Annotated in this window: 18 protein-coding genes; 7 read left to right on the forward strand and 11 right to left on the reverse strand. The window is 61.0% G+C overall.

Going from position 1 to position 21,249, the window contains the following annotated elements; translation table 11 throughout:
• Positions 1-21 precede the first annotated feature (21 nt).
• From O9Z63_RS03365 to O9Z63_RS03390, 6 genes are all read right to left on the reverse strand, one after another.
• Entirely contained in the window at positions 22-786 is a 765-nt protein-coding gene (locus O9Z63_RS03365) for an MbnP family protein (RefSeq protein WP_270127886.1), read from the reverse strand.
• A 113-nt stretch (positions 787-899) separates the two neighbouring features.
• Entirely contained in the window at positions 900-1,280 is a 381-nt protein-coding gene (locus O9Z63_RS03370) for a hypothetical protein (protein WP_270127887.1), read from the reverse strand.
• A gap of 77 nt (positions 1,281-1,357) precedes the next feature.
• Positions 1,358-1,885 (reverse strand): NADPH-dependent FMN reductase, encoded by a 528-nt coding sequence (locus tag O9Z63_RS03375; protein ID WP_270127888.1) that lies wholly within the window; start codon positions 1,883-1,885, stop codon positions 1,358-1,360.
• Between the two features lie 151 nt (positions 1,886-2,036).
• Complete coding sequence (locus O9Z63_RS03380; RefSeq protein WP_044013348.1) at positions 2,037-2,792, reverse strand: succinate dehydrogenase/fumarate reductase iron-sulfur subunit; 756 nt, start codon at positions 2,790-2,792, stop codon at positions 2,037-2,039.
• Positions 2,793-2,917: 125 nt separating this feature from the next.
• On the reverse strand, positions 2,918-4,852 hold the full coding sequence (locus O9Z63_RS03385; protein ID WP_270127889.1) for a fumarate reductase/succinate dehydrogenase flavoprotein subunit: 1,935 nt from the start codon (positions 4,850-4,852) through the stop codon (positions 2,918-2,920).
• 18 nt (positions 4,853-4,870) lie between these two features.
• The gene (locus tag O9Z63_RS03390; protein ID WP_270127890.1) at positions 4,871-5,542 is read right to left on the reverse strand and encodes a succinate dehydrogenase cytochrome b subunit; all 672 of its coding nucleotides are present in this window, start codon (positions 5,540-5,542) and stop codon (positions 4,871-4,873) included.
• 1,024 nt (positions 5,543-6,566) lie between these two features.
• Between O9Z63_RS03390 and O9Z63_RS03395 the strand changes: the two genes are divergently transcribed.
• Positions 6,567-8,720, forward strand: a complete 2,154-nt coding sequence (locus tag O9Z63_RS03395) for a T9SS type B sorting domain-containing protein (protein ID WP_270127891.1) — start codon at positions 6,567-6,569, stop codon at positions 8,718-8,720.
• Positions 8,721-9,004: 284 nt separating this feature from the next.
• A complete protein-coding gene (gene fabD, locus O9Z63_RS03400; protein ID WP_270127892.1) occupies positions 9,005-9,892 on the forward strand; it encodes an ACP S-malonyltransferase in 888 nt (295 codons plus the stop codon).
• Between the two features lie 63 nt (positions 9,893-9,955).
• Here fabD and folK read toward each other — a convergent pair whose 3' ends face one another.
• The 3 genes from folK to O9Z63_RS03415 are packed head-to-tail and all read right to left on the reverse strand — an operon-like array spanning position 9,956 to position 12,208.
• Positions 9,956-10,435: a 2-amino-4-hydroxy-6-hydroxymethyldihydropteridine diphosphokinase gene (gene folK, locus O9Z63_RS03405; protein WP_270127893.1), complete on the reverse strand. Its 480-nt coding sequence runs from the start codon at positions 10,433-10,435 to the stop codon at positions 9,956-9,958.
• A 5-nt stretch (positions 10,436-10,440) separates the two neighbouring features.
• Complete coding sequence (locus O9Z63_RS03410) at positions 10,441-11,301, reverse strand: alpha/beta hydrolase family protein (protein WP_270127895.1); 861 nt, start codon at positions 11,299-11,301, stop codon at positions 10,441-10,443.
• 37 nt (positions 11,302-11,338) lie between these two features.
• On the reverse strand, positions 11,339-12,208 hold the full coding sequence (locus O9Z63_RS03415; RefSeq protein ID WP_270127896.1) for a DUF3667 domain-containing protein: 870 nt from the start codon (positions 12,206-12,208) through the stop codon (positions 11,339-11,341).
• A 145-nt stretch (positions 12,209-12,353) separates the two neighbouring features.
• Between O9Z63_RS03415 and O9Z63_RS03420 the strand changes: the two genes are divergently transcribed.
• A complete protein-coding gene (locus O9Z63_RS03420) occupies positions 12,354-13,334 on the forward strand; it encodes a polyprenyl synthetase family protein (RefSeq protein ID WP_270127897.1) in 981 nt (326 codons plus the stop codon).
• 240 nt (positions 13,335-13,574) lie between these two features.
• On the opposite strand, the gene O9Z63_RS03425 is transcribed toward O9Z63_RS03420, so the two are convergent.
• Positions 13,575-13,877, reverse strand: a complete 303-nt coding sequence (locus O9Z63_RS03425) for a hypothetical protein (RefSeq protein WP_270127898.1) — start codon at positions 13,875-13,877, stop codon at positions 13,575-13,577.
• A gap of 158 nt (positions 13,878-14,035) precedes the next feature.
• Between O9Z63_RS03425 and O9Z63_RS03430 the strand changes: the two genes are divergently transcribed.
• On the forward strand, positions 14,036-15,430 hold the full coding sequence (locus O9Z63_RS03430; protein ID WP_270127899.1) for a cytochrome P450: 1,395 nt from the start codon (positions 14,036-14,038) through the stop codon (positions 15,428-15,430).
• Between the two features lie 34 nt (positions 15,431-15,464).
• Positions 15,465-16,037 (forward strand): GNAT family N-acetyltransferase, encoded by a 573-nt coding sequence (locus O9Z63_RS03435; protein ID WP_270127900.1) that lies wholly within the window; start codon positions 15,465-15,467, stop codon positions 16,035-16,037.
• 162 nt (positions 16,038-16,199) lie between these two features.
• Here O9Z63_RS03435 and O9Z63_RS03440 read toward each other — a convergent pair whose 3' ends face one another.
• Positions 16,200-17,543, reverse strand: a complete 1,344-nt coding sequence (locus O9Z63_RS03440) for a TlpA disulfide reductase family protein (RefSeq protein WP_270127901.1) — start codon at positions 17,541-17,543, stop codon at positions 16,200-16,202.
• Between the two features lie 233 nt (positions 17,544-17,776).
• On the opposite strand from O9Z63_RS03440, the gene O9Z63_RS03445 reads away from it, so the two are divergent.
• Both O9Z63_RS03445 and O9Z63_RS03450 read left to right on the forward strand, forming a co-directional pair.
• Positions 17,777-20,071, forward strand: a complete 2,295-nt coding sequence (locus O9Z63_RS03445) for an aconitate hydratase (protein ID WP_044013329.1) — start codon at positions 17,777-17,779, stop codon at positions 20,069-20,071.
• Between the two features lie 305 nt (positions 20,072-20,376).
• Positions 20,377-21,066, forward strand: coding sequence for a membrane-associated protein (locus tag O9Z63_RS03450; RefSeq protein WP_270127902.1), 690 nt, complete (start codon positions 20,377-20,379; stop codon positions 21,064-21,066).
• Positions 21,067-21,249 lie beyond the last annotated feature (183 nt).

Below are 21,249 nucleotides of genomic sequence, written 5' to 3' on the forward strand. Positions count from 1 at the left end.
GGAAGCAAGCACCGGGACCGGCTAGTTGCCGTGGATATGGTCGACGGTGAACATGCCCGCCGCCTGGTTATTGGCGACCAGCACCGAGCCGGGGCCTCCCATGCTGTTGCTGAGCGTGGCAAACCGGATGGTGTTGGGGCCCGAGAACATCTTCAGCACGTTGGCCTTGAGGTGTACCTCCGGCGTGCGCCCGTCGCGGATCTGGATGGTGGCCCCGTTCAACGTAGGCGAAACCGTCCGGATGGTGTTGTTAGGGCTTTTGAAGCCGCCAATGTGAAACACGATGGCACCGTTGCTGGCCTGCGGCGAGCGGCCTTCCAGCTTGGTGTAGATGTAGCCCGAGTTCCAGCTCCAGAACATGTCGCCGGGAGCCAGCGCGCCAGTCTGCACGCCGGATACGTTGCGGGCGCTGTCTACCCCAATCGTGAACGTGAGGCCGGTATAGTCGCCGGTGGGGATGTTGGGGATAGAGAAGGTTTTGGACGCCGGCAGCGCCTCATCAATGAGGTAGTAGCTCTCAGGCTGCACGAATTCCGTGCCGTCGGCCTTCTTGAGCTTGATGTTGGAAATGTAGTAGCGGAAGGTGCTGACCGTGAACTGGTCACCGGCGGGCGTCTGGTAGGGCGTGGCGCTGTTGAGCTGCAGGGCCGACGTGCCCACTACGTTTTCAAACTCCAGGCTCATCTTGCCCAGACTCGGCACGTCGTCGTCCTTGTCACAGGAGGAAAGCGAGGTAGTGGCGGCAAAAAGGGACAGGCACAGCGTGGTGTATTTCAGAAATTTCATCTTTCAGGGCGTAAATCAGGGATAAGCAAACGACGTAGCCGCTACTCAGCCAGCGGCTGGTAGTGTGCTACAAACGAACGAAGCCCAGAAACAAGGCTTCGCTAAGTCGAAAATCAGGCCCTGAAAGCCGGAGGATGAAACACGCCGTGAACCGGCGAAAACGCATACTGCGCCGCGGCCGACGGGGCGTACTGCCGCGCCGAAAGGGGCACCCGCACGGGTGTGGACACCCGCAACTGGAAAGGCACCACCACCTCGTACTTCACTTTGGCAAAGCCGGCGCCGGGCGCTTTGCTTTCCGTATCGGAAGCTTTGCGCAGCTGCTTGGCCAGATGGCATTTGCCGTTACACTTCAGCTGAGGCTTGTCCTTGTTGACGCAGAACAACTCCGTGATGCGCGCCTTATGCACCTGATAGTCCACGACGATGACCTCCCGACTGAATGTCTGGAGGAGCATCAAAGCAGCCAGGAAAAAAGCCAGGAAGCGCGTCATAGCAAGGGAAAAACCCGCAGTACGGAGCAAATGTACGCGCCGTAGTCTTAATTACCGCCCGCTACGCTCCGCGTATCCTAGCTGGCGACCAGCTGGGCCACTTGCTCCCGCAACAGTTGCGTGTAGAACTCATTGGTGAGCTGACCTTCGTCGGTGAGGTGCTGGTCGATGAAGGGCAGGCGCACACGGGCCGGCACCACGGTAGTGTTGAGGTACATGAGCACGTCGGTGAGGTGGCTCAGAGCCAGCAGACCGCCTTGCGCCCCGGTGCCCAGGCCCACCAGCGCGGCCTTCTTGCCCCGGATACCGCCTTTGTAGGGCAGGCCGTCAATAAACGTCTTGAGCACGCCTGGAAACGAGCAGTTGTACTCCGGCACCACAAACACCAGCTTATCCGCGGCCTCAGCCTGAACGGCGAGGCGATTGAAGGCGTCGTGCCGGCCGGTGTTGTGGTAGAGCGCCGACACGCTGACGTCGGCGGGCAGCTCTACCAGGTCCAGAATCTGGTGCTCAGCGTGCAGCTCACTCAGCAGACCGGCGTAGAGGTTAGCAATGCGGCGGGCGCGGGAATCGGGGCGGTTGGTACCGACAATGATGGTAATCATCAGAGCTATAAAGAAGGAGAGAAAACAACGGAGCCGCCAAGCCGCAACGGAAAAGGATATCCGCCTGCCGGCTCAGCAAAGCGTCAACAAAAAAGCGAAACGGCCTGCCGTTTCGCTTTTTTGTTGACGCTGATACTACTAACCGTAAACCTTACGCGAGGTTATTGGAAGTTGCTTTAGCAGCCAGGAATTCGCGGTTCAGGATGGCAATGTTTTCCAGCGAAATGCCCACCGGGCACTCGGCCGCGCACGAGCCGATGTTGGTGCAGGCACCAAAACCTTCCTTGTCCATCTGCGCCACCATGTTTTCCACGCGGGTTTTGCGCTCTACGTGGCCCTGCGGCAGCAGCGCCAGCTGGCTCACCTTCGCCGAAACGAACAGCATGGCCGAGGCATTCTTGCATGAGGCCACGCAGGCGCCGCAGCCAATGCAGGTAGCGGCTTCGAAAGCGCGGTCAGCAATTTCCTTGGGAATCGGAATTTCGTTGCCGTCGGGGGCGCCGCCGGTGTTCACGCTCACGTAGCCGCCCGCCTGAATGATCCGGTCGAAGGCCGAGCGGTCCACGCTCAGGTCGCGGTTTACGGGGAAGGCATTGGCGCGCCAGGGCTCGATGGTGATGGTGTCACCGTCGGAGAACTTGCGCATGTGCAGCTGGCAGGTGGTGGTGCCGGTTTCGGGGCCGTGGGCGCGGCCGTTGATGAACAGGTTACACGAGCCACAGATGCCTTCGCGGCAGTCGTGGTCGAAGGCTACCGGCTCGTCACCTTTGCGCAGCAGGTCTTCGTTGAGCACGTCCAGCATCTCCAGGAAAGACATTTCGGGCGAAATGTCTTTTACCTGGTAATCCACAATCGCGCCGGCTGCGGTACGGCTTTTCTGCCGCCACACTTTCAGCGTGAGGTTCATTGGTTTGGCGTTGGGGTTACTTCCGGCCATTGTATTTCGAGAGTATTGGGTAGTGAGAATGTAGTAGGGGAGGGGCTAATAGTACTGAGCGGGTTTGGTGCCCACTCAGTACCACATACTCACTACTACTTGTAGCTCCGCTGCGTGAGCTTCACGTTTTCGAACGTCAGTTCTTCCTTGTTCAGGATTTCCGGCTGGTTGTCGCCGACGTACTGCCAGGCGGCTACATAGGCGTAATTGTCGTCGTCGCGCTTGGCTTCGCCTTCTTCGGTAGCGTACTCCTCGCGGAAGTGGCCGCCGCAGCTTTCGTTGCGGTTCAGGGCGTCGTCCATCATCAGCTCACCCAGCTCCAGGAAGTCGGCTACGCGGCCGGCTTTCTCCAGGGCCTGGTTGAGCTCGGTTTCGGTGCCGGTCAGCTTCAGGTCGCTCCAGAACTCCTTGCGCAGCTTCTGAATCTCGGCTTTAGCGTAGGTGAGACCCTCGGCATTGCGAGCCATGCCGCAGTACTCCCACATCAGGTGGCCCAGGTGCTTGTGGAAGTCGTCGGGCGTGCGGGTGCCGTTGATGCTCATCAGCTTCTGCACACGGGCCCGAACCTCAGCCTCGGCCTGTTTGAAGGCAGGGTGCTCGGTCGTAACGGGTTTGGGCGGCGTGGAAGCCAGGTAATCACCAATGGTGTACGGGATTACGAAGTAGCCATCAGCCAAGCCCTGCATCAGCGCCGAGGCCCCAAGGCGGTTGGCGCCGTGGTCAGAGAAGTTACACTCACCCGTGGCGTACAGGCCGGGGATGGTGGTTTGCAGGTTGTAGTCCACCCACAGGCCGCCCATGGTGTAGTGTACGGCCGGGTAGATGCGCATCGGCTGCTTGTAAGGGTCCTCGTCGGTGATTTTCTCGTACATGGCAAACAGGTTGCCGTACTTCTGGCTCACTGCTTCGGCACCGGTCCGCTTGATGATGTCAGCAAAGTCGAGGTACACGGCTAGACCGGTTGTACCTACGCCACGGCCTTCGTCGCACATCTGCTTGGCGTTGCGCGAGGCTACGTCACGGGGTACGAGGTTACCGAAAGCGGGGTATTTGCGCTCCAGGAAGTAGTCCCGGTCGTCTTCGGCAATGTCAGAAGCTTTGATTTCGCCTTTGCGCAGGCGCTCAGCCATCTCCACCGTCTTGGGCACCCACACGCGGCCGTCGTTACGCAGCGACTCCGACATCAGCGTCAGCTTCGATTGGTAGTCGCCGGAAACCGGGATACAGGTCGGGTGAATCTGGGTGAAGCAGGGGTTGGCGAAGTAGGCACCGCGCTTGTGGGCGCGCCACGCGGCCGTGGCATTGCAGTACATGGCGTTGGTGCTCAGGTAGAACACGTTGCCGTAGCCACCCGTAGCCAGCACCACGGCGTGGGCCGAATGCTGCTCGATTTCGCCGGTAATCAGGTTGCGCGTGATGATACCGCGGGCCTGACCATCAACTACTACCACATCCAGCATTTCGGAACGGGTGTACATCTTTACCTTGCCATAGGCAATCTGGCGCGAGAGGGCAGAATAAGCACCCAGCAGCAACTGCTGTCCGGTCTGGCCGCGGGCGTAGAACGTCCGGCTTACCTGGGCACCGCCAAAGGAGCGGTTGGCCAGCAGCCCGCCGTACTCACGGGCGAAGGGCACGCCCTGGGCTACGCACTGGTCGATGATGTTCACCGACACCTGCGCCAGCCGGTACACGTTGGCTTCGCGGGCACGGTAGTCACCGCCTTTGATGGTATCGTAGAACAGGCGGAACACGGAGTCGCCGTCGTTCTGGTAGTTTTTGGCAGCGTTGATACCACCCTGCGCAGCAATGGAGTGCGCGCGGCGGGGCGAGTCGTGGTAGGTGAAGGCCTTCACGTTGTAGCCCAGCTCAGCCAGCGAAGCCGCGGCAGCGCCACCAGCCAGGCCGGTGCCCACTACGATTACGTCGTACTTGCGCTTGTTGGCGGGGTTGACGAGCTTGACGTTGAACTTATGCTTTTCCCACTTCTCGGCTAAGGGACCTTCGGGAATTTTGGACTCCGGAAACATAGGCGTGCTGGGGTGGAGTTAGTTGAAAAAGTAGAAGTAAATCGGCATAGCGGCAAAACCGGCGCAGACGACAACAGAAAAGACGATGCCCAGCAGCTTGATGGCGGGCGTGTATTTGCGGTGGGTGAGGCCCAGGGTCTGGAAGGCGCTCTGGAAGCCGTGCAACAAGTGGTAGAGCAGGGCTACCTGCGCCAGCACGTACAGGGCCACGTACAGCGGGTTGTGGAAGGCATCCACCACCAGCGCGTAGGCGTTTTCGTTGCCCTGTGAGTCTTTCAGCGGCTCGCCGAAGCGCAGCGTGCCAAAGAAGTTGTAGAGGTGCACAATCAGGAAGAACAGTACGATGCTGCCCAGCACGGCCATGCTGCGGGCATGCCAAGGGCTGTTCTGCTCGATGCGGTTGGCAACGTAGTTGCTGCCGCGGGCGGCTTTGTTTTTGAGGGCCAGCGTCAGGCCTTCATAGATGTGAAAGCCAAAGCCCGCCACCAGCCCGATTTCCAGGATCCGGATGATGGTGTTGTGGCTCATAAACTCGGAGTAGGCATTGAATGCCAGACCACCGTCGTTTTTGAATAATTGGAAGTTGCCGGCTAAGTGTACTACCAGAAAAGAGCACAAAAACAGGCCGGTGGCGGCCATAACGATTTTGCGGCCGATGCTGCTGGAAAACGTGTTACTAATCCAACTCATAGGAGCGAGAAAAAGGGTTTGGTGGGGTCGGTGAATCAGCCAAAGGTACGGGCCGACCCGCTAGGAAACAATCCAAATAAAGTCTCCACATTAGGCGTTACCTTCCGTGAATCTATCCGCCCGGAATGCCGTTACACTAACCGGCGGATAGGTTTCGGGTGATTAACCTGCCGGGCAGGATTTTTGTTGGACAACCTGTACGATTTTCCCGGTGTCTTTCCCGGTGTTCCTGAACCGGGCTTTTGTTTTCTTCTTAGCGCGCACCTCTATGCATTCTTCCTTACTATTCTGGCTGGCACGGCGTGGGTCGTTGCTGGCATTACTAATCGGCATCCTGATGTGGGCTGCCCCTCAAGCGCAAGCCTCTCACCTGCGGGCCGGCGACATCCAGGCTAAGATTGATACCACCGTTGGGCCCGGCTTCAATCCCAATCGGGTGTTCTTCAAGATGATTCTCTTTCAGAAGACGCCCGGTTTGAATGGCGCTCCGGATGAGGATTTCGTCACGATATATTTTGGCGACTGCAACGCCCCTCAGAGAGTTCAGCGTCAATCAGTGGCAGTTGTAAATAGCGAAACCAACCGCAACGTGTATGTTTTTGAGCATACTTACAATGCTGTGGGAACGTACACCGTACACTATATAGGGGAAAACCGCAACAGAGCTGTGCTCAACATGGCTAACTCAGACCAGCAGAGCTTTTATATCTCTACCACATTCACGCTTGATCCGGGCTTAGGCCGCAACCGTTCGGCTATTCTTACTAGACCATCAATAGATAATGCAGCAGTAGGGCAGGTTTTCCTGCATAATCCATCAGCATTCGACCCGGATGGCGATTCACTAGCATTTGTGTTGCGCGCAAGCCAGCAGGTACCAGGTGGTAATACTGGACCTACTGGGCCTTGCTTTGTACCCATGCCGATTAATTCCACAGGTTACGTATTGCCCAACCAATTGATAGGTGCCAGTAATGGCGCACAGGTACCGTACAGTGACCCGCCCAGTGGAAACCCAAATAGTGTGGATGGGGCTGCTTCCATTTTTCAGCAAAACCCGGTTACAGGTACCATCATCTGGAACTCGCCGGGCACGGTGGGGGAGTACAACATTGCTTTTGAAGTGCAGGAATGGCGCCGCACGCAGTTTGGCCGGCGGCGGATTGGTACCGTCATCCGCGACATGCAGATCAACGTGAAGGGTACTACCAATCAGCGCCCCATTCTGACCATTCCGCCGGATATCTGCGTGGTGGCAGGCACGCTGGTTACGGGCAACGTAACGGCCACCGACGCCGACCGCAACCCGGTGCGGATAACGGCCAACAGCGGCATTCTGCCGCCGGCCACGTTCACGCAGACCTCGTTCGGCCCGCCTACGGCCGCCGGCACATTCCGCTGGACACCTGACTGCAACAATATTGCCGCGCAGCCTACCCGCGTGAGCTTCACGGCCGAAGACCAGCCCACCGGCAACAACCCGGTACTGATTGACCAGCGCGTCTGGAACATCACGGTTATCGGGCCGGCTCCGCAGAACCTGCAGGCTAGCAGGCTAGGCAACAACACGGTGCTTACCTGGGACAGATACACCTGTCAGCGGCCGGGGGCCAAAATTCTGATCTTCCGCCGCGAAAATCCTGGGCCTTCCTTCTCAGATCCCTGTATAACCGGCATCCCGGCCTCGGCAGGCTATACGCTGATCGAAACGCTGACGTACCCGACGCCGCCGGCCACCGGCGACCTGCTTTCGTACGTGGATACCAACAATGGGCTGGGGCTGCAACGCGGCAAAACGTATTGCTACCGCATCTATGTGGAGTTTCCGCTGCCGGCCGGCGGCAAGAGCCTGGCTTCGGAAGAGGCCTGCGTGAGCTTTGCGGGCCGCTCAGCGGTGTTTACCAACGTCACGGTGGATGCTACCTCCACTACGGCCGGGCGCATCACGGTGAAATGGACCCGTCCCGGCCCGATCAATACCTTCAATGCGCCGCTAGTGTACCGGTTGCTGCGCGCCAACGGCCAGAGCAGCACGGCCACGTTCACGGAAATTGCCCGCATCGTAGACCGCCCCAACGACACGGTGTACGTGGATAACAACCTCGACACGCAGAATCGGGCCTACATCTACCGGCTGGAGTTCATCAGCAACACCACCAATCAGCCCGGCTCCGGCGTCGTGACGGAAACCGCCACGGCCGCTTCGAGCGTGCGTGTGGATGGCACGCCTGATCCGCAAAACAACCGTATTGCGCTGCGCTGGACATACAATGTGCCGTGGGACAACAGCCGCCGGCCGGCCACCATCTTCCGCCGCGACCCGGGCGCGGGCAGCCAGTTTGTGCAGATTGCCACCGTAACGGGCACGACCACCGGCGGCACCTACGTCGACCAGGGCACCACTGCTCGGCCGCTGGTGAAGGGCCAGACCTACTGCTATTACGTTTCGACGAACGGCACCTACAGCAACCCGGCCATCATCGACCCGCTCATTAACCTGAGCCAGCAGCAGTGCGTAGCCCTGCGGGCTATTCCGTGCCCACCGGTGCTGAGCATCAAGCGGCCCAACTGCGACAGCCTGGCCACGCGCCTGTTCGATCTGCCGGCAACGCCTGCTTCCGGCCCGATTTATACCAACGTGCTGAGCTGGACGCTGGGGGCTACGCCGCCCGATTGCAGCCGGGCCATTGCCTCGTATAACATCTACTACGCCCCCAACCGTACCGACTCGTTGACTTTCCTGACCTCGGTGCCCGGCAACCAGATGAGCTATCTGCACCGCAACCTCACCTCGGAAGCCGGCTGCTATGCCGTGCAGGCTGTGGATTCCAGCGGCACCCGCAGCGTGCGCAGCAATGTGGAGTGCAAAGACGACTGCCAACTGTTCCTGCTGCCCAACGTGTTTACGCCCAACGGCGACGGCCTCAATGATACGTTCCGGCCCAAGGTGTTCACGCCCATTCGTCGTACCAGCTTCCGGGTGTTCAACCGCTGGGGCGTGAAAATTTACGAGAGCGACAAGGAGCCGCTGATTAAGTGGAACGGCGGCAGCCGCGCCGAGGGCAACTCCAACTCGACGGTGGTGGAAGGCGTTTACTTCTACCAAGCTGACGTGGAATTTGGCGACGTTAATAACACCAAGCGCACCTACAAAGGGTGGGTGGAAATCAGCCGCTAAACACCACGGATTAGCACGGATTTTAGCGGATTACACGGATTCCGTGGACGATTGCCGGGCGCCTCTTTGGGGCGCCCGGTTTTTTGTGGGGTATGGCCGGCGGGCGGTGCATGGGGCTATGCTGGCGTCAGAAGACATTTTTGTGCAGCTTGCAGCTGATTTTTCTCTCACCCGCCCGGAAAAGCAGACCCGGACAGACAGGCCCCGCCAGACACCCGCTGCGCTGCGGGCGCCGTCCACGAAATCCGTGTAATCCGCTAAAATCCGTGCTAATCCGTGATCCTTTGAAAGCAGTAATTTTCCCCGGCCAGGGCAGCCAGTTCAGCGGCATGGGCCGCGACCTGTACGAGCAGCACCCCGAGGCCAAGCGCCTCATGGACCAGGCCAACGACATTCTGGGCTTCTTGCTCACCGACGTCATGTTCTCGGGTTCCGAGGAGGACCTGCGCCGCACTGATGTTACCCAGCCGGCCATTTTCCTGCACTCGGTAGCCTTAGCAGCCGTGCTGCCCGATTTCCGGCCCGATATGGTGGCCGGTCACTCGCTGGGCGAGTTTTCGGCGCTGGTAGCGGCCAAGGTGCTGCGCTTTGAGGATGCCCTGCGGCTGGTGGCCAAGCGCGCCCAGGCCATGCAGGCCGCCTGCCAGGAGCAGCCCGGCACCATGGCTGCCATCTTGGCCCTCGACGACGACACCACGGCCCGCATCTGCCAGGAAATCACCGACGGTGGTAACGTGGTAGTAGCGGCCAACTACAACTGCCCCGGTCAGCTGGTGGTATCCGGCTCGCAGCGCGGCATCGAGCTGGCCTGCGAGCAGCTGAAGGCCGCCGGAGCCAAGCGCGCCCTGCCGTTGCCGGTGGGCGGCGCGTTCCACTCGCCGCTGATGAAATCGGCGGAAACGGCGCTGGCCGAAGCCATTGCCCAGACCACCTTCTCGGCTGGCATCTGCCCCGTGTATCAGAACGTGGACGCCGCCCCACACACCGACCCCAACGAAATCCGCGAAAACCTAGTGCGCCAGCTCACCGCCCCGGTTCGCTGGACCCAAAGCGTACAGCGTATGGTGCAGGATGGCGCTACGGAGTTTGTGGAGTGCGGCCCCGGCAAAGTGCTGCAGGGTTTGGTGAAGAAAATTGCCCCCGAAGCCATTGTCAGCTCGGCTACCCTCTAAACAGGGTTGATTCACCGCTCACGAAAAAGGCCCGCTGACAGTGTCAGCGGGCCTTTTTCGTGGCTATGCTGGCTGCACCGGCAGCGTGTCGGGGCAGGTTGCCAGGAGTTGGGTGATGGTGCGATGCAGGACCGGATGTAACAGATGCGGGGCCAACTCGGCCAACGGCACCAGGGCAAACCGGCGCTCCGGCAGGCGGGGGTGGGGGAGTTGCAGCGTGGGCGTGTCAATTATTGCCGCGTCGTACAGCAGGATGTCCACATCGAGGGTGCGGGCTCCCCAGCGCACCAGCCGCTCCCGGCCGGCCCGTTGCTCGGTAGCTAAGCAGGCGGCCAGCAGCTCCGCGGGGGATAAGGTAGTCAGCAACTGCACAGCCTGGTTTAGGAACGGGGGCTGATCCTCCAGGCCCCAGGCGGCCGTTTCATAGAGGCCCGACGTGGCCTGTGCAGTGCCGGCCGTAGCGTCGAGCTGCGCCACGGCGTCGTGCAGAATGGTGGTCCGGTCGCCGAGGTTGGAGCCGAGCAGGAGGTAGGCAGTGTGCATAGGCATTACAGCACCCGCCGCAAAAACTCCACAGTGGCTTCCGCGGCCTGTTGAGCCTCGACGGGTAGCTCGGCGGCCGTCCAGGGGTGCGCCCCACCAAAGTTGTGGGTTACGCCGGGCAGCACCACCAACTCGGCGGCAGGCTGCCACTCCTTCAGTTGGTGGGCGCGGGCCAGTGGTACGGTTTCGTCCTGGTCGCCGTGGAGCACCAGCAGGGGGCGGCCCTTTAGCTTGCGGCGCAGGCCGTGGCGGATGCTCAGGCGCAGGCGGTGCTGATGGTAGTCTTCCACAATCTGAAAGTACAGCGGCAGCTGCTGGCCGGTGCGGCTGTTTTCCACGTGAAATACGCCCTGCTGCTGCCACTGCTGCATGAGGGCTTCGGGCCAACCGGGGTTCACGTCGCTGATGGCGGCCCAGCTCACCACGGCCCGTACCCGCGGGTCTTCGGCCGTTTTCAGCAGCACCAGGCCGCCGCCCCGGCTGTGGCCGATGAGGGCTAGCCGCGACAAATCCATTTCCGTGGCCGGAATACCCGATTGGCCGGGCGTGTGCAGGCAGTCGAGCAGGGCCCCGATGTCGTCCAGCTCTAGGCTGAAATTGTTCTGGCCGAAGGCTTCTAGGTCTTCTAGGTCGCCGGTGCCGCCTACTACCACGCCGTTGTGCGAGAGGTTCAGCTTCACGAACACGAAGCCTTGGCGGGCAAACCAATCGGCCAGCACGTTGAAGTGGCCCCAGTCCTTGAACCCCTTGAAGCCATGCACGAACACCACCACAGGCTTGGGCTGCCCGTCGGCCACGAAGCGGGCATCGGCCGCGAAGGGGCGGCTGTGGCGGGAGCAGGAAAGCAGAAAATCGACGGTTACCATACGTACGGAGCAAAAAACCAGGAAAAAACCGCCGGGGCTAGAGCAGCGCCAGCGTTACGGCAAACACCAGCAGCCGGTACACAAACTGCAGCAGCACCAGAAAGCCGCCAATCAGCCCGGCCGTCAGCAGCAGGGCCGGGAGGCGGGGCAGGTGGTAGGCGCGGCGCAGCAGGGGCAGGGCCCAGGCCCCGAGTATGAGCGCCAGCAGCCCGGTGCTGAGCGTATCGCGCTGCTCGTAGCTCAGCGACACGTGCCCCAGATCAAGCAGTCCGAACACCAGCACGGCCGGCAGCAGTAGCAGCAGGGAGCTGAGCAGAAACTGGCTGAGCAGGTGGGTTGCCACCACCACGTGCTCCAGAAAGTAGTGTCGCCGCCGCCAGAGCAGCCCTGTGAGCACCAGCGCCAGCAGCGGAATAAACACGAACAGCAGCGACTTGGACAAGCCCTCGGACAAGTGGTTGAACTCGGGCGTCAGGGCGGCCACGGTGGTGTGGTGGGCGGCGGCGTGGGCCGCCAGGCGGGCCTGGGCCCAACTGCCGTACCAATTGTGGAGGTGAAAGCGCAGCGGCGAGCTGAAAATAAGCATGCCCACGCGCTCGGCCACGAAGAAGTACAGCACGTTGGCAATCAGAAACAGCTGCAGAGGCTTGGGCCAGGCCACCCGCCGGCCGGCCAGCACATCGGCCGTCATGCGGCCGGGCCGGTACAACAGGGCCCACAAGCCCTTAACCACCTTTACATCAAAGTGCGTGAACGTGTCGACGGCGTTTTCCAGGTAATGGCCTAGGGCGTAGTCGCGTCGGTCGAGCCGCTTTTCGCCGCAACGGTGGCAGTAGGGGCCCTGGAGCGGCGCGGTGCAGCTGGCACAGGCCGCCAGCTGCGCATCGGGAGCAGTGGTAACGGACATAACGAAGGATAGCAGGATGCCCGGCGAAGGTACAGGGATTTTCAGCACGCCCGAATGGGGGCGGGCCCTGCTGCCGTACCAGGCCACACCTTCGGCAGAAAGCAACCGATTTTCCGCGTACTTTCGCAGCGCCCAACTCATTCGCATGACCATAACGCTGGACCAAATACAGGCGCCCATTGCCGCCGAAATGGTGGAATTTGAACAGAAATTCCGCGCGTCCATGCAGACCAAGCAATTGCTGCTGGACAAGATTATGGGCTATATCGTGAAGCGCAAGGGCAAGCAGATCCGGCCCATGTTCGTGTTCTTCACGGCCAAAATCAGCGGCGGCGACCCGCTGCCCGAAGCCTCGTTCCGGGGCGCGGCCCTCATTGAGCTGCTGCACACGGCCACGCTGGTGCACGACGACGTGGTGGACGAGAGCAACTACCGGCGCGGCTTTTTCAGCATCAACGCCCTCTGGAAAAACAAGATTGCCGTGCTTGTCGGCGACTACCTGCTGAGCAAGGGGTTGCTGCTGAGCCTGGAAAACGACGACTACGAGCTGCTCAAAATCGTGAGCAACGCCGTGAAGGAGCTGAGCGAAGGCGAGCTGCTGCAAATTGAAAAGGCCCGCCGCCTCGATATTACGGAGGACGTGTACTTCGACATCATCCGCCAGAAAACGGCCTCGCTTATTGCTTCCTGCTGCGCCGTGGGGGCTGCCTCAGCCGGCGCAGATAAGGAAACCATTGAGCGCGCCCGGCTTTTCGGCGAAAAGGTAGGCATGGCCTTCCAGATCAAAGACGACCTGTTCGACTTCGGCACGGCCGAAATCGGCAAGCCCGTGGGCATTGATATCAAGGAAAAGAAGATGACGCTGCCGCTCATCTACGCCCTGCAGCAGGCCGACTGGCTGACCAAGCGCAAGGTGATTTACAACGTGAAAAACAACGACGGCCGCAAAGACCGGGTGCAGGCCGTCATCGACTTTGTGCAGAAATCCGGCGGCCTCGACTACGCCATCAAGGTGATGGAGCGCTACCGCGACGAGGCGCTGGCCGTGCTGCACACCTTCCCGGCCTCGGCCTCCCGTACCTCGCTGGAGCAGCTCATCAACTACACCATCGAGCGGAATCACTGATTAAAGCGGATTGTCCGGATTTATCGGATTTCGTGGACGACTTGTGTACACTCTTTAGCTTGTGCTGTGCATTGTCTGACGCTATAACCAACCATGCTGTAACGACAAGAGGCTTGCCACATGGCAAGCCTCTTCTGCTTGTATTCAGTATGCTACACCATTAGTCGACTTGTAGCACAAGCTGAAGCATATGCTACAAGTCGTCCACGAAATCCGATAAATCCGGACAATCCGCTTTAATCAGTGATTCAGTTGGTAGGCTACACTGCCGGGGGCTACTTCCGAGACGTCGAATTTTACGCCGTCGAAGGTGCTTTTTACGGTGATTTCGTGGGTCATGTCGCAGCCGGGGCACTTCACTTCCTCTTTCTCATACTGGCCGTCATCCTCCATAGAATTGGCCAGCAGATCGGGGGCGGGTACGCCGAGCGAGTCAGTGAAGACCTCAGTATGGCACTTGTTGCACTCGAACTTCAGGCCTACGGTGTGGCCCTGCAGGTCGGCGAGGGGGGCCAGGGCATCGGGTTTCTGTTGAATCCACATAAGGGGAATTGGTTTGGTTGTTGGAGAAGGAACGGAGGCGGGCCGGGGCCCGGGTAGCTGTACGCGGGAAGCCTAGTGCCGGGTTGTATCCGGGCCCCGGATTGCGGGCGGGCCTCGTATCTTCCGGAAGATAAACCGCCGATTTGCGCCCGTTTCCGATGCTGCTCCCCGACGCAACCCCCGCCCTGGCCCCGCTGCCCCGCGTGCCCCGCTGGCGCACTCTGCTGGGCTCCCTGGCCATGGCCCGCCAGCCCATCCGCAACCTCGACCGGGCCCTGGCCCACCACGGCGACACGGTGGGCCTGCACCTGGGCGGCGTGCGACCCTGCATCGTCACCCGCGACCCGGCCCTGGCCCAGCATATCCTGCAGAAAAACCACCGCCGCTACCTCAAGTCCGACCTCACGCACGGCCTGATCCGGTACCTGGGCCGCGGCCTGCTCACCAATGAAGGCACCGACTGGCTCCGGCAGCGCCGCCTGATTCAGCCCGGCTTCCACCGGCAGCGGCTGGCCGCCCTCACGCGCCTCATGCAGGTTGCCGCCGAGGAGTGGAGCCAGGAGTTGCGCGCCCGGCTGGCGGCGGCCGGCGGCCGGCTTACCGTGGATATCCACGCCGAAATGACCCGGGTGGCGTTCCACATCATCGCGCAGGCCACCTTCGGCACCAGCATGACCGATGCCGAGCGCAACCGCCTGTCGGATATCCTGACCCGCATTCAGGCCTTCTATGTGCGCACCATCCGGCAGCCATACCTGCGGCCCTGGTTCACGGCGCGCGGCACGTTCCGCCAGCACGATGCCCTCAGCCAGGAGCTGCGCGAGCTGGTGCGCGGCTACATCCGCCGGCGCCAGGCAGCGCCGGGTACCGCGCCAGCCCCCGACGACCTGCTGCAAATGCTGCTGGATGCCCGCTACGAGGACACCGGGGAAGGCATGAGCGAGGAACAGCTGCTGGACGAGGCCAATATCCTGCTGCTGGCCGGCCACGAAACCAGCGCCAACGCCCTAAGCTGGATGCTGTACCTGCTGGCCCGCCACCCGGAGGCTGCCGCGCAGGTGCGGCAGGAGCGGGCCGCCGCCGGCCTCGCTCAGCGCCCACCCGAATTCGCGGAGCTAACGCAGCTACCGTACTCGATGCAGGTGGTGCAGGAAACCATGCGCCTGTACCCGCCCGCCTGGATTCTGGACCGCGTGGCGCTGGAAGACGACGAGTTTCGGGGCCTGCCCATTCCGAAAGGCACGCTGTTTTCCATCTACATCCACGGCATCCACCGCCATCCGGGGCTGTGGCCGGAGCCTGATGCCTTCCGGCCCGAGCGGTTTGCGCCCGGCCAAGAGCCGCCCATTCCGGCCTATGCCTACCTGCCCTTCGGGGGCGGGCCCCGGCTGTGCGTGGGCAGCCATTTTGCCCTCACCGAAATTCAGCTGGTACTGCTGGAAGCTCTGCGCCACTTCACGTTTGCGCCCGTTTCGGAGGCGCCCGCCGGCACCGATCCGCTGATTACTTTGCGTCCCAAGGGGCCGCTGTGGCTGGCCGTCACCAGCGCCTGAGCCCCGTTCTGCCCATTTTATTCCAGCTGCCGCCATGACGCCGCCCCTGCTTAGTCTGCTCGACATGCCCGCCGTGACAGTGCCCCGCCTCGAAACGCCCGACCTGCTGTTGCGCGGCCCGCTGCCTACCGACCTGCCGGAGTTCACGGCCCTCTCCAACGACCCGGCGTTTTACCGGTTTCTGGGCAACAAGCCCCAGACCGAGGAGGAAGTGTGGCGGCGGATGCTGGGTCAGCTGGGGCACTGGGCCATGTTCGGCTACGGGGCGTGGTCCATCGAGGAAAAAGCCACCGGCCAGTACTGCGGCTCTGTGGGCTTCTTCGACTTCCAGCGCGACCTGACGCCTTCGCTCAAGGGCACCCTGGAGGCCGGCTGGACCATTGCCCCGCGCCTGCACGGCCGCGGCTACGCCAGCCAGGCCGTGCAGGCCGCCCTGGCCTGGATTGAGCCCCGTTTCCCCCAGGCCCGCCTCACCTGCATCATTGACCCCAACAACGTGGCCTCCCTGGCCGTAGCCCGCAAGTTCCACTTCCACGAATTCGCCCGCGCCACCTACCACGGCGAGTCTATCGTGCTGCTAGAAAGGCGCACGGATTTTTCCGGATAGAAACGGATTTATCAAATTTCGTGGATGATTGATCTTCATGTAAAACGAAAGAGGCTCGCCAATTGGCGAGCCTCTTTCGTTTTGGAGTGCGGTGCAAACAAGCGAATCAGCGCCTTCCACAAAATCCGTGAAATCTGCCTCAATCCGGAAAAATCCGTGAGCTTATTCCGCCAGCAGCTGGTCGATGGTTTTGTTGAATTCGGCCACTTCCTGCTCGTAGTATTTGCCGGTGCCGGGGCCCGAGTAGCCGGTGTGAATCTTGCGTACCTCGCCTTTCTTATCCAGGAAAATGGTGGTCGGGAAAGCCAGCACCTTTTGCAGTTGCGGCAACGACTGGCTGGCAGCGTCCTTATTCGCCTCGCCGGCCACGGCAATATCGTAGCCGATGTTCATGCGCTCCTTCATCTTCAGTAGCTTCCGGGTGGCCACGGCCTGGTCGGTGGTGCGCTCGTAGCCCAGCCCGATGATTTCCACGCCGCGGCTTTTGTTCTTCTCGTACCAGGGGGCTAGGAAGTTGGTTTCGTCCATGCAGTTGGGGCACCACGAGCCCAGTACCTGCAGCACTACCACTTTGCCTTTGTACTTGGCGTCGGAAGGGGAGATGCTGGCCCCTTCGATGATGCTCGGGAACTTGAAGTCGAGCTTTTTCTGGCCGGGTTTCATGCCGGTCAGGGCGTTGGCGTCGGGCAGCTTGGCATTGGGGTCGAGCACGGCGGTCCAGGTTTCGTGGCCCGATTTGCCGGAGTAGAAGTCACCGCTGATGCTGTTGATGTTGCCGGGCTTGGCCAGCTTGCCATCAAACAGGAAGCCGTGGCTACCATCGAAGGTAGACAGCAGGATATGCTCGCCGTCGGCCTTGGTTACCAGGTTGCCGGCCAGGTAGCGGTAGTCGCCGGTGGTGGTCAGAAACGTGCCGGTCAACTGGGTGGGATTCAGCGAATCCTGGGTAATGATGCCTACGGCCGGCGTGGTTTCGCCGTCGCTGCCCTTGAATTCTGTGCGGAACGTGCCGCCCTTCTTCAGGTCGCCGAAAACGGACGTGTTTTTGGCCGTGCCCGTGAACAGCGCTTCGTCAGCTCCAGCCTTGGTGGCCGCAAACGCCACCCGGTAGGGCTCCTTGCCGTCGTACTTCACCCAAGTGCCCTTGAGCTTGTCGGCCCCATCGGCGCGTACCACCAGCGCGGCATCGAACACGCCCAGCCGAATGGTGGTGGAGTCGCCGGCCGCGCTGATTTCATCGAGTTTCAGGCGCTCCTCGCCGTTGCGCAGCGTAACGGTGGGCTTGCCGCCGTCGGTGTTTACATCAAACAGAAAGGGTATTTCCTGGCCCTGGGCCGAGAGCACGCCGCGCCAGGTGCCGGCCGACAGGGCCGAAGCAGCGGCGGCGCTGCCGGCCTCGGTAGCGGCCTGATTTTCAGAAGTGGAGGAATTGGGCTGGCAGGCCGCGGCGGCCAGCGCGAGTCCGGCCCCGAGTACTGCCTTGCGGATGTCAATGGCAACGGGCATACAAAAGAGGGTTAAGGTGATTCGGGGCTAAACTACGGCAGGCCCGAATTAGTTTACTGAGCAATGGCCGCGAATGTAGCCCAACTTTCGGCAGGCCCCGGCTGGAATCATTCTAAATGCCGCCCGCCCACAGCTTCCGGCCACCGAAAAGTTGGGCTGCGCAACGACCTGTACCTATATTTGCGTACCTGTCTTTGATAGGCACGTTCTCTCCACTTTTTCCCTTTTGAATTATGGCGTTTGACTTAGAGATGATCAAGGCTGTGTACGCTGGCATGGGCTCCCGCATCGAGGCCGCCCGTACCGCCGTTGGCCGCCCGCTTACCCTGACCGAAAAAATCCTGTACGCTCACCTGTACGGCGGCACTGTTTCGCAGGCGTTTGAGCGGGGCGTATCCTACGTCGATTTCGCCCCCGACCGTGTGGCCATGCAGGATGCCACCGCCCAGATGGCGCTGCTCCAGTTCATGCAGGCCGGCAAGCCCCAGGCCGCCGTGCCCAGCACCGTGCACTGCGACCACCTGATTCAGGCCAAAGAAGGCGCTACCGAAGACTTGGCCATCGCCAACTCCGAAAACAAGGAGGTATACGACTTCCTGGCTTCGGTTTCCAATAAATACGGCATCGGCTTCTGGAAGCCCGGCGCTGGTATCATTCACCAGGTAGTGCTCGAAAACTACGCCTTCCCCGGCGGCATGATGATCGGCACCGACTCGCACACGCCTAACGCGGGTGGCCTCGGCATGATTGCCATCGGCGTAGGCGGTGCCGATGCCGTGGACGTAATGGCCGGCATGGCCTGGGAGCTGAAGTTCCCGAAAGTAATCGGCGTGAAGCTGACCGGCAAAATGAACGGCTGGACTTCGGCCAAAGACGTAATCCTGAAAGTAGCGGGTATCCTGACCGTAAAAGGCGGCACCGGCGCTATCGTGGAGTACTTCGGCGAAGGCGCCAACAGCCTCTCGGCCACCGGCAAAGGCACCATCTGCAACATGGGCGCCGAAATCGGAGCCACCACCTCGGTGTTCAGCTACGATGAGAAGATGGGCGACTACCTGCGCTCCACCGAGCGCGCCGACATTGCTGACCTCGCCGCCGGCGTGGCCCAGCACCTGCGCGCCGACGACGAAGTGTACGCCAACCCCGAAGCTTTCTACGACCGTCTCATCGAAATCAACCTCGACGAGCTGGAGCCCTACGTGAACGGCCCGTTCACGCCGGACGCCGCCTGGCCGATTTCGCAGTTCGCTGCCGCCGTAAAAGAGCACGGCTGGCCCGAGAAGCTGGAAGTGGGCCTGATTGGCTCGTGCACCAACTCCTCGTATGAGGACATCACCCGCGCCGCCAGCATTGCCGGCCAGGCCGTAAGCAAAGGCCTGACGGTTAACGCCGAATTCACCGTAACGCCCGGCTCGGAGCTGGTGCGCTACACCGTGGAGCGCGACGGTTTGCTCGACACTTTCGCCCAGATGGGCGGCGTGGTGCTGGCCAACGCCTGCGGTCCGTGCATCGGCCAGTGGGCCCGCCACACCGACGACCCCAAGCGCCGCAACTCCATCATCACGAGCTTCAACCGCAACTTTGCCAAGCGCAACGACGGCAACCCGAACACCCACGCTTTCGTGGCTTCGCCTGAAATCGTGACGGCCTTCGCCATTGCCGGCGACCTGACCTTCAACCCCCTCACCGACACGCTGACCACCAAAGACGGCCAGCAGGTGAAGTTCGACGAGCCCCGGGGCATTGAGTTGCCGCCCGCTGGTTTCGCCGTGGAAGATGCCGGTTTCCAGGCACCCGCCGCCGATGGCTCGGGCGTTGAGGTGCTGGTAGCGCCGACGTCGGATCGTCTGCAGCTGCTCGACCCCTTCAAGGCATGGGAAGGCACCGACCTGAAAGGGTTGCGTCTGCTCATCAAGGCCCAAGGCAAGTGCACCACCGACCATATTTCGATGGCCGGCCCGTGGCTGAAATACCGCGGCCACCTGGACAACATCTCCAACAATATGCTCATCGGCGCCATCAACTCCTTCAACGGCGAAGCCAACGCTGTGAAAGATGGCCTGACGCAGGGCACGCCTTACTCGCCGGTGCCGGCAGTAGCGCGCAACTACAAAGCCCAGGGCATCGGGTCGATTGTGGTAGGCGACGAGAACTACGGCGAAGGCAGCTCGCGTGAGCACGCCGCCATGGAGCCCCGCCACCTGGGCGTGCGCGCCATCTTGGTGAAGAGCTTCGCCCGAATTCACGAAACCAACCTCAAGAAGCAGGGCATGCTGGCCCTCACCTTCGCCAACAAGGCCGACTACGACCTGGTGGAAGAGGACGACACGTTCGACATCCTCGGCCTGACGGAGTTTGCCCCCGGCAAGCCCCTGCAGATCCGTCTGCACCACGCCGACGGCGACACCGACCTCATCACGGTGAACCATACCTACAATGAAGGCCAGATTGAGTGGTTCAAAGCCGGCTCGGCCCTGAACCTGATCCGTCTGAAGGAGTCGGGCGAAGCCCAGCTGTCGCAGAAGTAATTCCGGCTTCGGCCTGCATGTGAAAACGGCCGCTTCCCACAAGGGAGGCGGCCGTTTTTTTGTGCCTTATCAGAATGGAACTGCGCCGTAAACCGGCTGAATCAATGCTGAAATGTGGTACTCGTAAAGTCTGAATATCTGACTAAAAACAGCTGAAGAGAGATTTTAGAGCATATTTTAGAATATACCCGAAGTCCTGAAAACGCAATAATTCGGGTGCAGGGGAGAAGGGCGGTGCGCTATACTTGTCGCAGCATATCAGTCCGGAAGACTGGTAGCAATCCTCACCGCCATACGCCCCCACCATGCTTCGCCCTGCCTCCCGTCTGCCACTTGCCCTGAAAGTGCTCTTCACCGCCTTCCTGGCCGTGATGGTGCCGGTGTACTGGTACAACTACGGCCCCAGCAACTTCCTGTACTTCTGCGACATATCGTTGCTGCTCTGCCTGATCAGCGTATGGACCGAGAAGGCCCTGCCGGCGTCGATGGCGGCGGTGGGCATTCTGCTGCCGCAGGTGCTCTGGTGCGCCGACTTCGTGGGCGAGCTGCTGGGCGTCCGGCTGCTGGGCATGACCTCATATATGTTCGATGAAAACCGGAGCCTGTTTCTGCGCGGCCTCTCGTTCTTCCATGGCTGGCTGCCGTTTCTACTGGTGTACCTGGTGCGCCGCCTCGGCTACGACCGGCGCGCCCTCTGGGCCTGGACGGGCGTGGCCTGGGCGCTGTGCCTGGTAGCGTACTTCCTGCTGCCGCCCGCCGGCGCCATCATGTCGGACCCAAAGATTCCAGTAAATATTAACTACGTGTTCGGCTTCAATGATGCCGCCCCGCAAACCTGGCTGCCGGCCCCGGTATACTTAGTCTGCTGGATGCTGGCGCTGCTGGTAGTCGCCTATCTGCCCACGCACTTCGTGCTGCGCCGCTGGAGTGTCCGCCGCCCAGCTCAGCCGGCTCCGCTGCAGCTGGTTGTGGCCGGAATGCAGGAGGTGAGGTAAGGCGTGGTTAGTTTAGTCCGGAACATGTATTAACACCTTGAAACTGCAATGGTAAAGGCTATAAAGCAGTTTACTAAAAACGGCCGCCTGCCCGGAGAGGAGCTGCGGCCATTTTTATTTGAATAAACTTTGAAATACAAAGTACTTTAAAGTATGTTTGTTCGACCCGAGTAACTAGGCAGT

Origin of the sequence: Hymenobacter yonginensis (assembly GCF_027625995.1) — a bacterium.
Taxonomy (GTDB): domain Bacteria; phylum Bacteroidota; class Bacteroidia; order Cytophagales; family Hymenobacteraceae; genus Hymenobacter; species Hymenobacter yonginensis.

Bases quoted from the DNA above. Each gene is read 5' to 3' on its own strand.
- O9Z63_RS03445 (WP_044013329.1), top strand. From the start codon at position 17,777: ATGGCGTTTGACTTAGAGATGATCAAGGCTGTGTACGCTGGCATGGGC.
- O9Z63_RS03425 (WP_270127898.1), bottom strand. From the start codon at position 13,877: ATGTGGATTCAACAGAAACCCGATGCCCTGGCCCCCCTCGCCGACCTG.
- O9Z63_RS03415 (WP_270127896.1), bottom strand. From the start codon at position 12,208: ATGTCCGTTACCACTGCTCCCGATGCGCAGCTGGCGGCCTGTGCCAGC.
- O9Z63_RS03370 (WP_270127887.1), bottom strand. From the start codon at position 1,280: ATGACGCGCTTCCTGGCTTTTTTCCTGGCTGCTTTGATGCTCCTCCAG.
- O9Z63_RS03365 (WP_270127886.1), bottom strand. From the start codon at position 786: ATGAAATTTCTGAAATACACCACGCTGTGCCTGTCCCTTTTTGCCGCC.
- O9Z63_RS03385 (WP_270127889.1), bottom strand. From the start codon at position 4,852: ATGTTTCCGGAGTCCAAAATTCCCGAAGGTCCCTTAGCCGAGAAGTGG.
- folK (WP_270127893.1), bottom strand. From the start codon at position 10,435: ATGCACACTGCCTACCTCCTGCTCGGCTCCAACCTCGGCGACCGGACC.
- O9Z63_RS03435 (WP_270127900.1), top strand. From the start codon at position 15,465: ATGACGCCGCCCCTGCTTAGTCTGCTCGACATGCCCGCCGTGACAGTG.
- O9Z63_RS03390 (WP_270127890.1), bottom strand. From the start codon at position 5,542: ATGAGTTGGATTAGTAACACGTTTTCCAGCAGCATCGGCCGCAAAATC.
- O9Z63_RS03410 (WP_270127895.1), bottom strand. From the start codon at position 11,301: ATGGTAACCGTCGATTTTCTGCTTTCCTGCTCCCGCCACAGCCGCCCC.
- O9Z63_RS03420 (WP_270127897.1), top strand. From the start codon at position 12,354: ATGACCATAACGCTGGACCAAATACAGGCGCCCATTGCCGCCGAAATG.
- O9Z63_RS03380 (WP_044013348.1), bottom strand. From the start codon at position 2,792: ATGAACCTCACGCTGAAAGTGTGGCGGCAGAAAAGCCGTACCGCAGCC.
- O9Z63_RS03430 (WP_270127899.1), top strand. From the start codon at position 14,036: ATGCTGCTCCCCGACGCAACCCCCGCCCTGGCCCCGCTGCCCCGCGTG.
- O9Z63_RS03440 (WP_270127901.1), bottom strand. From the start codon at position 17,543: ATGCCCGTTGCCATTGACATCCGCAAGGCAGTACTCGGGGCCGGACTC.
- O9Z63_RS03450 (WP_270127902.1), top strand. From the start codon at position 20,377: ATGCTTCGCCCTGCCTCCCGTCTGCCACTTGCCCTGAAAGTGCTCTTC.
- O9Z63_RS03375 (WP_270127888.1), bottom strand. From the start codon at position 1,885: ATGATTACCATCATTGTCGGTACCAACCGCCCCGATTCCCGCGCCCGC.